General features: G+C 65.6%; 14 protein-coding genes. 5 read left to right on the top strand and 9 right to left on the bottom strand.

Annotated elements, in window-relative coordinates; genetic code table 11:
* Positions 1 to 27 precede the first annotated feature (27 nt).
* On the bottom strand, positions 28 to 744 hold the full coding sequence (locus tag ACSE4D_RS07900; protein ID WP_436327019.1) for a type 1 glutamine amidotransferase: 717 nt from the start codon (positions 742 to 744) through the stop codon (positions 28 to 30).
* A gap of 39 nt (positions 745 to 783) precedes the next feature.
* Positions 784 to 1236 carry a DUF2871 domain-containing protein gene (locus ACSE4D_RS07905; RefSeq protein WP_135537625.1) on the bottom strand — a complete coding sequence of 151 codons (453 nt, stop codon included), beginning with the start codon at positions 1234 to 1236 and terminating at the stop codon, positions 784 to 786.
* Between the two features lie 145 nt (positions 1237 to 1381).
* Here ACSE4D_RS07905 and ACSE4D_RS07910 point away from each other — a divergent pair, with 145 nt between their 5' ends.
* Positions 1382 to 1867 (top strand): hypothetical protein, encoded by a 486-nt coding sequence (locus ACSE4D_RS07910; protein ID WP_135537626.1) that lies wholly within the window; start codon positions 1382 to 1384, stop codon positions 1865 to 1867.
* A gap of 27 nt (positions 1868 to 1894) precedes the next feature.
* On the opposite strand, the gene ACSE4D_RS07915 is transcribed toward ACSE4D_RS07910, so the two are convergent.
* Positions 1895 to 3346 (bottom strand): 8-oxoguanine deaminase, encoded by a 1452-nt coding sequence (locus tag ACSE4D_RS07915; RefSeq protein WP_135537627.1) that lies wholly within the window; start codon positions 3344 to 3346, stop codon positions 1895 to 1897.
* Between the two features lie 606 nt (positions 3347 to 3952).
* Here ACSE4D_RS07915 and ACSE4D_RS07920 point away from each other — a divergent pair.
* Positions 3953 to 5566, top strand: coding sequence for a nucleobase:cation symporter-2 family protein (locus ACSE4D_RS07920; RefSeq protein WP_135537628.1), 1614 nt, complete (start codon positions 3953 to 3955; stop codon positions 5564 to 5566).
* 55 nt (positions 5567 to 5621) lie between these two features.
* Here ACSE4D_RS07920 and ACSE4D_RS07925 read toward each other — a convergent pair whose 3' ends face one another.
* From ACSE4D_RS07925 to ACSE4D_RS07940, 4 genes are all read right to left on the bottom strand, one after another.
* A complete protein-coding gene (locus ACSE4D_RS07925) occupies positions 5622 to 7841 on the bottom strand; it encodes an HNH endonuclease signature motif containing protein (protein ID WP_167854331.1) in 2220 nt (739 codons plus the stop codon).
* A gap of 434 nt (positions 7842 to 8275) precedes the next feature.
* A complete protein-coding gene (locus tag ACSE4D_RS07930; protein WP_135537630.1) occupies positions 8276 to 8953 on the bottom strand; it encodes an HAD family hydrolase in 678 nt (225 codons plus the stop codon).
* 93 nt (positions 8954 to 9046) lie between these two features.
* The gene (locus ACSE4D_RS07935; protein ID WP_135537631.1) at positions 9047 to 9796 is read right to left on the bottom strand and encodes a M50 family metallopeptidase; all 750 of its coding nucleotides are present in this window, start codon (positions 9794 to 9796) and stop codon (positions 9047 to 9049) included.
* Positions 9797 to 9930: 134 nt separating this feature from the next.
* Complete coding sequence (locus ACSE4D_RS07940) at positions 9931 to 11031, bottom strand: Gfo/Idh/MocA family protein (RefSeq protein WP_135537632.1); 1101 nt, start codon at positions 11029 to 11031, stop codon at positions 9931 to 9933.
* Positions 11032 to 11272: 241 nt separating this feature from the next.
* Here ACSE4D_RS07940 and ACSE4D_RS07945 point away from each other — a divergent pair, with 241 nt between their 5' ends.
* Positions 11273 to 12112, top strand: coding sequence for a PhzF family phenazine biosynthesis protein (locus ACSE4D_RS07945; protein ID WP_425119143.1), 840 nt, complete (start codon positions 11273 to 11275; stop codon positions 12110 to 12112).
* Complete coding sequence (locus ACSE4D_RS07950) at positions 12109 to 13077, top strand: methyltransferase family protein (protein WP_425119142.1); 969 nt, start codon at positions 12109 to 12111, stop codon at positions 13075 to 13077. The genes ACSE4D_RS07945 and ACSE4D_RS07950 overlap by 4 nt, the downstream gene beginning before the upstream one ends.
* A gap of 32 nt (positions 13078 to 13109) precedes the next feature.
* Here ACSE4D_RS07950 and ACSE4D_RS07955 read toward each other — a convergent pair whose 3' ends face one another.
* Positions 13110 to 13553, bottom strand: a complete 444-nt coding sequence (locus ACSE4D_RS07955; RefSeq protein ID WP_436327020.1) for a VOC family protein — start codon at positions 13551 to 13553, stop codon at positions 13110 to 13112.
* Positions 13554 to 13681: 128 nt separating this feature from the next.
* Between ACSE4D_RS07955 and ACSE4D_RS07960 the strand changes: the two genes are divergently transcribed.
* Positions 13682 to 14158, top strand: coding sequence for a MarR family winged helix-turn-helix transcriptional regulator (locus ACSE4D_RS07960; protein ID WP_436327021.1), 477 nt, complete (start codon positions 13682 to 13684; stop codon positions 14156 to 14158).
* A 45-nt stretch (positions 14159 to 14203) separates the two neighbouring features.
* Here ACSE4D_RS07960 and ACSE4D_RS07965 read toward each other — a convergent pair whose 3' ends face one another.
* The gene (locus ACSE4D_RS07965; protein ID WP_425119140.1) at positions 14204 to 14677 is read right to left on the bottom strand and encodes a VanZ family protein; all 474 of its coding nucleotides are present in this window, start codon (positions 14675 to 14677) and stop codon (positions 14204 to 14206) included.
* Positions 14678 to 14718: the final 41 nt, after the last annotated feature.

Raw genomic sequence — 14718 nt, forward strand, 5'->3', positions numbered from 1 at the left:
GCAGGGCTTGCGCCGGACGACGCGGATTCAGGGTCGCTCAGCGGCGAGGAATGCGACGAACGAATGCGCCAGGGCCCGGCCGGTCTGTTTGAGTTCCTCGTCGTGGTCGGCGACCTCGGCGATGATCGAATCCTCGGTCTTCCCTGTCGGCAGCGCGAGATCCTCGCCGTCGAGCCAGCGGGTGATCTGACCGGCATCGGTCTCCGGGTGGAACTGCGTGCCCCAGGCGAATTCGCCGAGGCGGAAGGCTTGGACCGGGGCGTCCGATCCGGTGACGAGGAGTTCCGCACCGTCGGGCAGTGCCATCTCCTCCTGGTGGAAGAGCACGGCCGGCAACCGACTCTCGGACAGTGACCCGAACACGGGGTCCGATTTCCCCGCCGAGGTGGCCGCAAGTTCGTAGATCCCGATCTGCGGGTGCGCCCGCCGAGTGATGGGGGCACGACCGGCGACGGCGAGCATCTCCCCGCCGAGGCAGATGTTCAGACTCGGGAACTCCCCGCCGATCGAGCGCTCCAGCAGTCGCCTGACCTCGGGGAACCACGGGTTCTCAGCGTCTTCGAGCGGTCCGGCGGATCCGCCGAGGACGATGAGGGCATCGAAGGAGCCGACCGCGGGGATCACCTCGCCGAGGTACGGCCGGGTCACGACCACCTCGGCGCCGGCGTCTTCCAGCCACCGTCCGAAACGTTCGGGTCCGGTGCCGTGTTCGTGTTCGATGACGAGGATCCTCACAGTGCTCATGGCACCATTGTCACCCACTCAGCACGGGCGAGGATCGGCTCAGTTCGCGATCGCCGCCGTGTCTGCGTGTCCGATCGCGGCCGTGTCGGCGACGACCTTCTTGCGCAGAGAGAGGAAGAACAGGACGAGGCTGACGGACAGCGCGATGTGGCCGAGTCCCGCGATGCCGGCGATCATAGCGTTGGATTCTTCGCCGAGGACGGTCAGCGATCCGTGCCAGACCATCATGCCCGCGGTGAGCACGACGCCGATGTTGTAGGTGACGAAGAACCATGAGAAGAGCTTCGATCCCGACAGACCGAACACCTTGTCCAGGGCGAGGACGATGAGGAGGACGATGAACCCGAGTGTGAGCAGGTGAGTGTGGACGACGGCGAGCTGGGTGAACTCGCCTTCGGGGAAGTCGTTGGCCTTGGTGAACTCGCGGTAGAACAGTCCGGCGAGGACTCCGATGATCATGTACGTGAATGCTGCGTTGAATATCTTCTTCATGCTTCCACTTCATCAATTCGCGGGCGCGGTTTCCTGACCCGCAGGATTGAACTCGGAATCCAACTTTCGATTGATGTTTGTCCTCACACCCTCTCGACGCTCGAATCGGCGCATCGCAGGGCATCCGTCGGGTTAGCCTGAGCGCATGGCTATGGAGAACGTATTCTCGAAGATCGATCGCATCGCCGGAGGCAGCAAGGCGGGCATCGTCGTGGCGCCCGAGGGCCTCGAGCAGCCGAAGACGAAACGCGCCTTCTCCTGGATCACCTGGCTGCTCGCGTTCGAGCTCGCCCTCGGCTTCGGTGCCGTGGTCTATGCGATCATCATCGCCCGTGCCGGCGAGCCGGTGCCCTTCGCCGTGTGGATGCGCACCGTCGTCGTCCTCGGCATGACCGCGACGCTGTTCTACTTCTTCTGGCGAGCGACGAAGGGCCTCTACTGGGGCTATCAGCGGCTGCGCCTGTTCACGCAGATCTTCCCCGTCATCACCCTCGTCATGGCCGCGATCCCCGGCCTCTATCCGGTGTGGATGATCACCGAGCAGATCGTGTTCAGCCTCGTCATGATCGGCGTCGGCGACTTCCTCACCGGCGATCACCTGCGCGAGGTGTTCCGCAGACCCGAGGACTGATCGCCGAGGCGGCCGCCACCTGACAGATCAGCCCGCCACGAGGCGGTGCGCTTCCTGCCGATGTGCGGCGATGAGGGCCGCTTTGTCGAGTTCGACCCCGTCGGCGCCGATGGCGTTGCCGTCGATGACTCGCCACCGGCCGTCGACCATCACCCGGTCGGCCTTCTCCGCTCCGCAGAGGACGAGCGCGGGGATCGGGTCGTGAGATCCGGAGAACGCCAGCCCGTCGAGGCGGAACATCGCGAGATCGGCCCGCCTGCCCACCTCGATGGTCCCGATGTCTCCGCGACCGAGCGCAGCAGCCGAGCCCTTCGTCGCCCAGTCGAGGGCCCGGTCGCAGGTGACCGCCTCGGTGCCGTAGCGCAGACGTTGGACGTAGAGGGCCTGCCGGACTTCGCGGATGAGGTTCGAGGCATCGTTCGAGGCGGATCCGTCGACGCCGAGGCCGACGTTGACGCCGGCGTCTTCGAGTTCGACGGCGCGGGCGATGCCCGAGGCCAGGCGCATGTTCGAGGTCGGGCAGTGGGCGACGGAAGCCCCGGCGGCGCCGAGGCGGCGGATCTCCTCCTCGTCGAAGTGCACTCCGTGGGCCAGCCAGGCCCGATCGCCGAGCCAGCCCACGGATTCGAGGTAGTCGACGGTGCGCATGCCGAAGGTCTCGCGGCAGAAGTCCTCTTCGTCGATGGTCTCGGCCAGATGGGTGTGGAGGCGGACGTCGAGTTCGGCGGCCAGAGTCGCGGACTCGCGCATGAGTTCGGTGGTCACGGAGAACGGGGAGCAGGGGGCGAAGGCGATCTGGATCTGCGCTCCGTCGCCGCGTTCGTGGTAGCTCTCGACGAGGCGGCGGGAGTCGGCGAGGATCACCTCGGCGTCTTGGACGGTCTGCTGCGGCGGCAGTCCGCCGTCCTTCTCCCCCCGTGACATCGAGCCGCGGGTGAGCATGGCGCGCATGCCGAGCCTGCGGACGACGTCGACTTGGACGTCGATGGCGTCGTCCATGCCCGTCGGGAACAGGTAGTGGTGGTCGGCGGCGGTCGTGCATCCGGATTCGAGGAGCTCTGCCATGGCCACGGTCGTGGCGAGTTCGAGGGCGCGCGGGGTCAGCCGGGCCCACACCGGATAGAGGTTCTGCAGCCATCCGAAGAGGGGCAGATCCGCCACGGGCGCCCAGGCGCGGGTCAGCGTTTGGTAGAAGTGGTGGTGGGTGTTGATGAGCCCGGGTGTGATGACGTGTGCGGAGGCGTCGATGACCTCGCCGCGGAAGCCAGCCGCATCGCTGGGCTCACCACCGCTCGGCTCCCCACCGGCGGGCACGAGTTCGACGATGGTGCCCGTGGACCGGTCGATGACGATGCCGCGGGCCGCTCGATCAGGATCGACACCGGCACCGAGGTGGACGGCCAAGGGATCGCGCAGCCACAGTCGCGCTGTCGGGTCTCCGGTGTGGCCACCGGCGTTCGCGCGCTCGCTGCCTGTCATGTCGTGTGTCATATCGCCTGTCATGTCGTCGCCTTTCGGAGCTCGAAGCTCGGCCTGCGGTTCTCACTGCATGGCCCGTGATGAGTGACGACAACGCTGGGGGTCGACGCCACCAGCTCAGGTTTTCCGGCGTCTGCTGCTCCGCCGTCCGATGTCTCGGCCCTCCGATCTCTCGATCACTGGCCCGCAGATACCGATCTCACGGTTCATCTGCGCCGTCCGAACCCACGATCAGACGCATCAGCGCTGTGACCCGATCGTGCAGAGAGTCCGAACGACCCGGCTGTGCGGACCGTTCGACTCGCCTGTACGATGATCCGGAGCCACCGAACTGAGCGAACGATCAGTAGGTTGCCGTTTGACGAATACACCGACGAGCGAGACTCTAGCATGTGCCGCACGTCACGAAAACGTATTGCGCGTCGAATGGTATTCCTTTAGAGTTTTGCGATAAGGAAATCTTGTTTCGCACTTCGGAATTCTGAAACCGATTCCTCGGTCACAGTGGAGCTCCACACCGACCTTGCCGTCCAGAAACTGGAATACCAATCGGTTCGGCGCGGGGCGGAGCAGTAAGCGTTCGAGGACAACTCAACGGAGAGATAGATGTCGGTATCCCAACACTCACCTAAGAATGGCCGCGCATCGGCGGCCAAATCCCAGTCGCATCGTCCCGAGGACGAACGGCTTCCGGTCGGCAGCTCCTTCGCCTACGGCCTGCAGCATGTGCTGACCATGTACGGCGGAATCATCGCTGTTCCGCTCATCATCGGAAACGCCGCCGGCCTCGATGGCAACGGCATCAGCGTGCTCATCGCTTCGTGCCTGTTCATGGGCGGTCTGGCGACGATCCTGCAGTCGGTGGGCGTGCCCTTCTTCGGCTCCCAGCTGCCGCTGGTCCAGGGCGTTTCGTTCGCCGGTGTGGCCACGATGACGTCGATCCTCGCGGGTGGCGACGGTCTGCCCGCGGTGTTCGGTTCGGTCCTGGTCGCCTCGGTGATCGGCCTCGTCGTCGCACCCGCCTTCGCGCTCATCGTGAAGTTCTTCCCGCCGGTGGTGACCGGCACGGTCATCACGACGATCGGTCTGTCGCTCATGCCCGTGGCCGCGGGCTGGGCGATGGGCGGTGACGCGGAGGCCGCCGATTACGGCAGCATGCGCAATATCCTCATCGCAGTGGTCACCTTGGCCATCGTGCTCGTCCTCAGCCGCATCCCGGTGGCGATGGTCTCGCGCCTGTCGATCCTGTTGGCGATCGTTCTCGGCACCATCGGCTGCCTCATCTTCGGGTGGGCCGACTTCTCACACGTGCTCGATCGCGGAATCTTTGCCTTCCCGCAGCCTTTCGCGTTTGGTATGCCAACATTTTCGGCCGCCGCGATCATCTCGATGTTCATCGTCGTCATCGTCACGTTCGCCGAGACGACCGCGGATATCATCGCGGTCGGCGAGATCGTGCGGACCAAGGTCGACTCGAAGCGCATCGCCTCGGGTCTGCGTGCCGACATGCTGTCTTCGGCGGTGTCGCCGGTCTTCAACTCCTTCACTCAGTCGGCGTTCGCTCAGAATGTCGGGCTGGTGGCGATCACCGGTGTGAAGTCGCGTTTCGTGGTCACCGCCGGTGGTGCCATCCTCGTCATCCTCGGCCTGTTGCCGGTGATGGGCGGAGTTGTCGCGGCGGTGCCGACCCCGGTGCTCGGCGGCGCTGGCATCGTCCTCTTCGGCACGGTCGCCGCTTCAGGCATCCGCACTCTCGCGAAGGTCGATTATGAGGGCAACCTCAATATGATCATCGTCGCAGTGTCCCTGGCCTTCGGAATCATCCCGGTCGTCGAGCCCGATTTCTACACTTCCTTCCCCTCGTGGGTCGGCATCATCCTGCACTCGGGAATCTCCTCGGCGACGCTCATGGCGGTGCTGCTCAACCTCGTCTTCAACCACATCGGTGTGAAGTCGAAGGATCGAACGGATCGGTCGGTCTTCGTGGCGGGCACCGGACGGGTCATCCGCCAGGAGGAGCTGCAGCGGCTGATCGACAACGAGGCCATCCTCACCGAGGGCGACACCGTCAAGGACGGCAAGATCGTCGATTGCAACGGTGAAGAGATTCCGGTCGTCACCGATGCACAGCACGAGAAGGTCATCGAGGCGGCGAAGAAGGGCGAGGTCAAGACTCAGGATGACGTGCGTCGGCTGATCGAGGAGGAAGACAAGGGCTGATCCCTGTCCCTGCCAGAACCTCGGCGCGGGGTCGGTCGTAACAGCGCGGGGTGGGTCAGAACGGCGGCGGGTTCTCCGGATCCCAGCTCACGGTCCAGATCGACTCCTGCGCTTCCCGTGACCGGCGAGCCTTCGAACTTCGCCGGTCTCCGCCGGCGGTCGCCCCAGTGTCGGTCTCCGAAGCAGTGCCGGTCTCCGAGGTGTAACGCAGGACCGATCCCTCGCCGCCGTCCGTGCGGTCGGCCCACTCATCCCCTGCGCCCGTGCTGAGCGGGCTGTCCATACTGAGCGAGGTGTCCTTGCGCGAGGTGTCCGTGCCGGGCGGGGCGCCCGTGCGCGGGGTATCAGTGCTGGGCGGGGAACCTGTGCGCGCGGTGCAGGCAGAGTCAGCCTCGAACGGGGTGACCCTACCGCCACCCGCCCAGCCACCGAAGCCGGACAGGTCGTCGAAGTCGCACCGGTCCCCTGCTTCGGGGGCGGGCTCTTCGTCGACCGCCAGCCGGTCCGGCAATTGGTCATAGTTCTCCACCTGCCATGCGTGCTCGGCGTTGATCGGGTTATCCGGCGGGTGAATTGTCGTGACGACATCATGAGCGAAGGCATACTCCACGGCCCCAGCTGCGGTCGTGCGGATGGAGAACTTGCGGTCGGTCTTGAGCTGATGATGAGTCCGACACAGTGGGTGGAGATTGTCGAACGTCGTCTGGCCGCCTCGTACGGGATCGTCGTGGTCGAACGGGATGATGTGGTCGATTTCCGAGGTCTCGGCGCGACGGGTGCACCCCGGCACAGAACATGACTGCCACTTCCCGGTCAGCGGAGCGCGGACATCCGCCGGGATGTAGTAGCTCTTCGAGCGCGCGTCGATCGGGGTGCCGGTCGCCGGGTCGGTGAGTATCCGATGCCAGGTGGGACTGTCGCCGGCCAGAGCTTTCGCAGCATCGGCGGGCACGGGAGCACCGTCCGAAAACATTCCCGGAAGCCCCGAGCGGCCGACTGCGGTGAGATAGGGAACCGTCACCATCATCTTCGCCTGCTCACGCACCCATTGTCCGTGGGTGGGCATGGCGAGTTTGATGATCGACCTCACCTCGACGCCGGCTCCTGCCGATTCTTCGGCTTCCTGTGTGGCCGCCCGAGCTGCGCGGTCGACCGCGCCGGCCGAGATGGGGGCTTTGCGGTCGCCGGTCTCGATGGAGTCGAGAGCGACCTCTTTCGTGGAGGTCTCTCCGGTCGTTGTGTCATGAGCTGTCACGGCGATGACCATCTGCGGGGTCGCTCGCGTGGCGATGTCGAACATCAGGGCGGCGATGCTGTCCTGCTCGCCGACATCGATTCCGGACACATCCTGATCGGTGAACGCGGAGATGTTTCCGTTGCGGATGGCGCGCGCGAACGCCTCGATGCGCAGGAAGAAAGCCTGCAGTTCCACGGCAGGGCCCGACAGCATCACCGAAGCGGTTCCGTCGGCGTAGGTCGTGATGTCCACACGACGACGCCTCGCCGCGACTTCGAGACGATCCTCGACCGGAACGAGAGACGCTATCTTGAGGTTCAGGGACTTCCTGAAGGTTTCGATGGTGATGTCGGCGCGACGCTGTCCGAGGTAGGTGTCGAGACGCGGGACGTACTCGAACTCGACGTCCTTCACGGCCCGTGCCGCGACGAGCACATGCTCGATAGTGAACTCTCCGTTGAGGCAGCGGTCGAGGAACTTCGGCAGTCCGAAGACCAGAGTGAGAGCGTTCGTGATCTCGTTGTATGCACCCTCGATCGTCGCGCCGAGGACTGCAGTCAGTTCGGCGACTTCTTCTTTTGCGGCGAATTCGTGCGCCCACGAATTGAACGACCGGTAGAGCTGGAACTTCGGGAAATTCGGAAGCTGCTTCGGCGAGGCAGCCGCGGTGGGCTCGACTTCGGTCGCCTCAGCGTCGTCTGGCTCCGCACCGTCGCTCTCGACGTTTCCGGACCCAGCACTGTCGGACTCGACGTTGCCGACGGCGCTGGGATCGACGCCGTGCGCCTCAGCGTTGTCGGACTCGTCGCTTTCTGGCTCATCACCGTCGGGCTCGGAGGGTGCGTCTTTCGGCTCCCCGTCGCGGGCAGTGATGAAGCGGTCCACCGTCTCGGTGAAGGTGGCGTGGTGGTAGATCTCGCCCTCGGGAGCATAGCGGAGCCGATCGACGACCTCGGCGAGGAAGAGACCGGCGACGGCCTGGAGTTCTGCGATGCGTGCTCCGGTGCTCAGTCGTGCGATGCTCGCAACCACGGCCATGGGCGAGTCAGGGTCGACATCGAGGCGACGCGGTGATTCGGGGCCGACCAGCGGCGGAGGGGAAGACGGGGCCGTTAGGGAAGACGGCTCAATGGAGGAGCCATTGGAGCCTTCGATCGAAGGGTCACTCGAGGACTCGTTCGAAGAATCGTTTGAGGCAGGCTCAAGACCGTCGTTGCTCGGATCCTGGGGATCCTTCATCGGTCTCGCCGCCCTTCACGTCGATGTGAATGCCTTGGCTCTATTCTACTTCAGAACCAGATCAATGAATGTCACAATTCGATTACAAACCGAAGTGATCTATTTTTGATTGCTATTTGCAGACGTTTGTTCGAAGACAAACGGCGCTGAACCCGACACTTCTCGAAAGCGGACACGAGGCTCAGCCCTTGCCCCTTCAGCCGTTGGGTCATGCTCCTGCGGCGTCCTCGCGGCTACTCCAGGAGCAGGCCCGGCAGATCGCCCATCGTTGCGAACGTCTCGGCCGCTCCGACGGCCAGCAGCGTATCGACGCTGTGATGGACCGGCGAATCCGGGCAGAACCCGAGCACACGGGATCCTGCCGCAACACCGGCCATCACTCCGGTGGGCGAATCTTCGATCACGGCAGCCTCGGCGGGGTCGATGCCCAAGGATTCGGCAGCCGCGAGGTAGACGTCGGGGGACGGCTTCGAGTTCGGCTGCTCCATGCCGGAGAAGATCCGGCCGCCGAACGCATCGAAGAGTCCGACCTTCCGCAGCTGAAGTTCGATCTTCGGACGGTCTGCGCCCGATGCGCACGCGATCCTGTTCGGATAGGACTCAGCGAGGCGGTGCACCGTTTCCACGACTCCCGGGATCGCTTGGAGTGAGGCCTCGAGCCCCGCGTTGCGGCGCCGACGGAATTCAGTCATCCACTCATCGTCGATCCGGAATCCGGTGTGTTCCTCGATGATGTCGGCCTCGTCGCGGAGCATCTTCCCGACGAACCGGGCGATGCACTCCTCGGCGGTCAGCTGCCAGCCGAGTTCGACGAGCATGGCATGCAGAACACCGTTGGTGATGCTTTCGGAGTCGACGAGGACCCCATCGCAGTCGAAGAGAACGGCGGAGAATTTCGGGTGAGCTGCCATGGTTCGATTCTGCCATCCGCCACGGACATGAGAACACGGCCCCATGCCGCGCACATGGTCAACCGCAGCGACCCGAGCGACCGGTCCGTCAGGTCACAGCGACCCGATCGATACCGCCGTGTACAGAATGCGCGCGGAGGCGAGCGCGCACACGATGATGACCAGCGCGAACAGAGTCAGCCAGGCACCGGCCGGCAGTCGCGAATCCTGGGCGAGGATATAGGCATCGGACTGCTGCACGCGTCGGCGGCGGGTATGGACGCGGATGATCTTGACGAGGTCCCTGAGCGAACCGACCGTCAGCGCGGTGCCGAGCGCGGCGACGAAGACAGCGATCCATTCGAGCGGCAGGACTACGACGACGAGCTGGGCCGCGATCGCGGTGATCACGGCGATGATCGCACCCGCGAAGTTCCGGATGAAGAGGAGCGCCACGAGCAGAATCAACGCCCCCACCGACAGCGCCAGCGGGGCCCACCCGAAGACCGCCGAGGTGATGAGGACGAGACCGAGAACGCCCGGTGCCGGATATCCCCAGAACCCCGCCCAGGTGGCTGAGAAGCCGACTCGGCCGAAGGAGTTCATCTGCCCCGAATGATCGAAATTCAGCGAGATCCCCTTCACCACGCGTCCGGTGGTGAGGGCGGCAAATGCGTGGCCGAGTTCGTGGACGAAGGTGACGAAAAGACCGAAGAAGCGCCAGATGCCCGGGGTCAGCGTCACGAGGAGGGGCAGTCCGATGACGAGGACGAGCCCGACCACGTCGAGCTCGAGTCCGTCCTGGCGCCCGAATCCCGAGGTGATCGCGTCCCACCACGTCGCCGTTGCCTGCTTGAAGTCCATAGCGGCTCAGTCTACGAATCGAGCCTGTGCGACGTCCTCAGGTCTCACTCAACCGCGGTGACGTCCTCAGGTCTCACTCAACCGCAGTGATGGCCCGGGTTCAACCGCAGTGGCGGCCCGGGAACGAACGACCCTCACACCGCTTCGACGTCGACCCAGGCTCGGGTCGACACCGATTTCAGGACCGCTTCTGTCACGAGCACCGCGCGGACTCCGTCGCGGAGTGTGGGCAGTCCCTCCGGATCACCGCCGGCGAAGTACGAGTAGGAGTCGGCGACGAAGGAGTTGAAGGCGTCCTGATATCCCTGCGCGTGGCCGGCCGGGACCGCACACAGTCTCGCGGCATCGGCGTGCATCGTTTCGGGATCACGGACAAGGAGGCGACTCTCGTCTCGGCGTCCCCACCACAGACGTTCCGGCTGCTCCTGGTCGAACCGGAGGCTCGCCTCGGTGCCGGCGATCTCGACGGTGAGCGAATTCTTCCGTCCCGGTGCCAACTGGGACACGAGCAGCGTGCCGATGGCTCCACCAGCGAATTCGGCGGTGACGGCCACGGTGTCTTCCGTCGCCACGGAGGCCCCGCCTCGGCGAGGGTGGACGGTCCGTGTCGTCGCCACCAGGGACGAGATGCGGTCGTCGACGATGAACTCGATGAGGTCGACGAGGTGGGAGCCGATGTCCGCGAACGCACGTGAGGGTCCGCCGCGGGCCGATTCGACGCGCCAGTTCTCATCGTCGGCGCCGAGCAGCCAGTCCTGCAGATACCCGGCGTCGACGGTGAGCAGCCGGCCGGCTCCACCGGCGCGAAAGCGGGCACGAGCCTCGCGGACCATCGGATGGAAGCGGTAGACGAAGGGGACGGTCCCGGCCAGTCCCTGCTCCTCGGCGCGAGCGAGCACGGCCCGGGCAGATGGCGAATCGGTCGCCAACGGCTTCTCGCAGATGATCGCGGAACCGGCATCGAGCGCCCGCAGCGACTGTTCGGCGTGGACATCGTTGGGAGTGCACACGTGGACGATGTCGAGAGACCGGTCGATGAGTTCGTCGACAGATGCGGAATCCGCGAACCCGAGTTCGGCAGCCGCCCGGGCGCTGCCGGTGGGCCCGGACGTGGCGACGGTGTCGAGCACGGCCCCGGCCGCACGCGCTGCCCGACTGTGGACGCGCCCCATGAACCCGCCGCCGATCACACCGATGTGGGGCGGTCGGCCCCCTGCTGAAGCACCTTTGACCATGCCTCATTATGCAATCGCGCGCCCAGTCCCGTCGACCGCGCACCGGCACCGACACCGAGGTGGCGACCGGCGGACCGGCACCGAGGTGGCGACCTGCGGACCGACGGGCGCCACATAGTGGAACCGACGCGCCCGTGCCAGGGTGCGGCGGTCCGTGGACTCGCCCCGGGCCTCTACACTGAGAGAAGTGGCCGCACGATCCCCCGTTCGCTGCGTGCGCCACGTCTCCGAAGGAGTGTCATTGTCCCAGAACCGCCCATTCGCCCAGGTCGACGTCTTCTCCGCAGTTGCCTACCGCGGCAATCCCGTTGCCGTCATTCTCGAGTCCGATGACCTCGATGACGAGCAGATGGCGCGGATCGCCAATTGGACGAACCTGTCCGAGACCACTTTCGTCCTCTCCCCCACGGACCCCGCCGCCGACTACCGCCTGCGGATCTTCACTCCGCACCGGGAACTGCCCTTCGCCGGCCACCCCACCCTCGGTTCGGCCGCGGCCTGGCTCGACGCCGGAGGCACACCCAAGCAGGAGGGCCGAATCGTCCAGGAATGCGGTGCCGGACTCGTCGACATTCGCCGAGGCGGCCCCACCCTCGCCTTCGCCGCTCCCGAACGCCTGCGCACCGGTGAGCTCGACGAAGCGTACGTGGCGCAGATCGCAGCGGCCCTCGGCGTCGATCGCGGCAACATCCTCGATCATCAGTGGGTCGACAACGGCCCCGGCTGGGCGGCCGTGCGGCTGCGCAGCGCCGAACAGGTGCTCGCTCTGTCCCCCGACTTCTCGGCGGTCCCCGATGCCAAGCTCGGTGTCCTCGGCTCCCATCCGGCCGCCTCGGCGCACGAATATGAGATCCGCGCCTTCGTCCCCGGCGTCGGCGTCGCCGAAGACCCCGTCACCGGCAGCCTCAATGCTTCCGTCGCGCAGTGGCTCATCGGCGCCGGCCTCGCCCCGGACTCCTATACGGCCACTCAGGGCACCGCGCTCGGCCGCGCCGGGGTCATCTCGATCACCCGAGACGACGATGAGATCTGGGTCGGCGGCGCCACGACCGTGTGCTTCCGCGGGACGGTGATCGCATGAACCGCCATGTCACCGAGGTGAACAAACCGAAGAAGCGGCTGCGCATCTTCCACGGTCGCATGTACTTCGCGCTCCAGGCCCTCGCGGGGGCCGCGTGGTGGCTGGGCACCGCGACGATCCCCGCCGTGCAGACGGCGACGCTGGGCGGAATCGACCCGCTGATCATCGCCATCGTCGACATCCCGCTCTTCGTCATCGGCTCGGCCCTGGCCGCGCTCAACTTCCGCTGGGCCGTGTGGATCGCCACGGGCTGGAGTGTGCTCGTCGCCCTCGGCATGATCATCTACGCGACCGCCACCACCGAGGCGGGACTCGGTGCCGTACTCATGATCCTCGCCGCGCTCGGCAGCGTGCTCGCCGGCGCCCTCATGCTCTACGGCCGCATCCCGTCCGAGAAGCTCCTCATCGGCCCCTTCGCCTTCCACAGTTCGCACACCCGCGTGCGCTCCCACCTGCTCGTGCGCACCACGATCCAGGTCGTCATCTTCTGGAGCGTCTTCCTCGTCATCATCCCCCTGATCATCAACAGCTTCGAGGACCGATGGGGCCTCGCCTACAAGTTCCCGATCCTGGTGGCCGTCCTCGGCTTCGCTCTGCTCGCGTTCTCCAGCGTCATCGGAGTGTGGTCGGCCCGCGCGATCGCGAACTTCGGCTCCGGAACCCCATTGCCCGGACAGATGGCCAACCACCTGGTCACCCGCGGACCCTACTCCTTCGTCCGCAACCCGATGGCCATCGCGGGCATCGTCCAAGGCGTGTCGATGGGTGTGCTCATCGGCTCATGGCTCGTCGTCGTCTACGCACTCGTCGGCTCGCTGCTGTGGAACTGGCTCATCCGCCCCCACGAGGAGGCCGACCTGTATGAGCGCTTCGGCGACGAATACCGCGAATACGCCGACCGGGTGTACTGCTGGTGGCCGCGATACTCACAGACCTCGTCGGCGGACCTTGCCGACGAGGCCTGATCGGACTCTCGGCGCACACGGGCGAGCTGCCCTCACCCTGCGTCGTGGAACGTCACCGCGTAGCCGTCGAGGTCGGCGATCGTGAAGGTGAGACCGAAGGGGCTGGGGGCCGGCGCGCGGAGGATCTCGACCCCTGCCTCGGCGAGGGAGTCATGGAGAGCGCGCGCATCTTCACATCTCAGCCACAACGCTACCCCGTTCCCCGGACGGTCCCCGGAATCGAGATCGACGCCGGGCAGCGGTTCGCGCACCGCGAAGGGGATCGGCGAGGTGGTGAACACGACCGCTCCGGGAGGTGCGGATGGGGCGCGAGTGAGTCCGAGCTTCGATTCGTAGAACCCGGCGGCCGCTTCGACATCGCGCACCTGCACGGCGATGAAGTCCGGACCGCTCACTGTGCCGACCGACCCCGTGCCGGCCGACCCTGCTCTGACTGACTCCGCATTGGCTGACTCAGTGCTGGCTGACGCATTCATGACGTTCTCCCTGCTCTTTCGGCACCCCGCCGCTTGACGGAACTCTTTATTCGTTAAATGTCAGCATCCTGACATCAGCAAATGTATGTCAGAATACTTACATGGGTCAAGGTTCAGAGAGTCACGATGTGGAGACGGACACTGATGGGCGGACGAACGATGCGGCACCGGTGGCGCTCGAATCCCACCTCGGCTATCAGCTCAAGCACCTGCAGACGGCGCTGCGGTCTCGGATGGACGAGACGCTGCGACCGCTGGGGCTGACCACGCCGCAGTACAACTGCCTCGAGCAGCTGCGCAGGCGGCCGGGAGCGTCGAATTCCGAGCTTGCCCGCGGCGCCTTCGTCACCCGGCAGACGATGAACACTCTTCTGCGCGGAATGCAGGACCGCGAACTCGTCACCCGCCCGGTGAAGGCCGACTCCGGTCGTGTCCTGCCCACGCGTCTCACCCCGGCGGGCGAAAGGCTGCTCGACCGGGCGGCGTCGCGAGTCGAGGCGATCTCGGACCGGATGGTCTCGCCACTCGACGAAGAGACGCGGACGATGGTCACCGAGGCGCTCGGTCTGTGCATCGCGGCCCTCGAGGCTCCGGAGAACGGCTGAGAATCCGGAGAACGACTGGGGGAGATCCGATATCCGGCATACTCCCTAGACGGCCGCGAGCTCCCGGCCTGAATCACTTCGCGCCCTCCGCTTCGGCCATACGGCCATGCAGCACAGGCCGAGGAGCGCGCCGATGCCCGCGCCGATCGTGTTCGTGACGAGGTCGCTGAGCGTGGCGAACCGGGTCTGCGTGAGCACGGTGCCCTGGAAGATCTCGATGGCGGCGCTGAAGCCCGCACCGAAGAGGAACCCGAACCACCAGCGGCTGCGCCCGAAATGCAGGGCGGCAAGGAAGCCGAAGGGAATGATCATCGCCACATTGCCGAGCTTCTCGACCCGTTCGTAGGTCAGCCAGGCCGTCTCCCGGTGAGCGGCGAAGAGGTCGAGTGCGTACCCGATGAGGGTGTCCGGGCCGGTGCCCATCTGCTGCGGGGTCAGCGTGATGGCGGCGATGAAGAGGGTGTAGAGAACGAGAAGGGCCAGCGGCGCACCGACGGTGCGCTGATCACGATCTGTCATCACCGTCCAACATACGGCCGAATCCTTGGAGAGCGGTCAAC

The sequence above is a fragment of the Brevibacterium sp. FAM 27836 genome (assembly GCF_051351055.1).
In the GTDB taxonomy this organism is placed as follows: Bacteria; Actinomycetota; Actinomycetes; order Actinomycetales; family Brevibacteriaceae; genus Brevibacterium.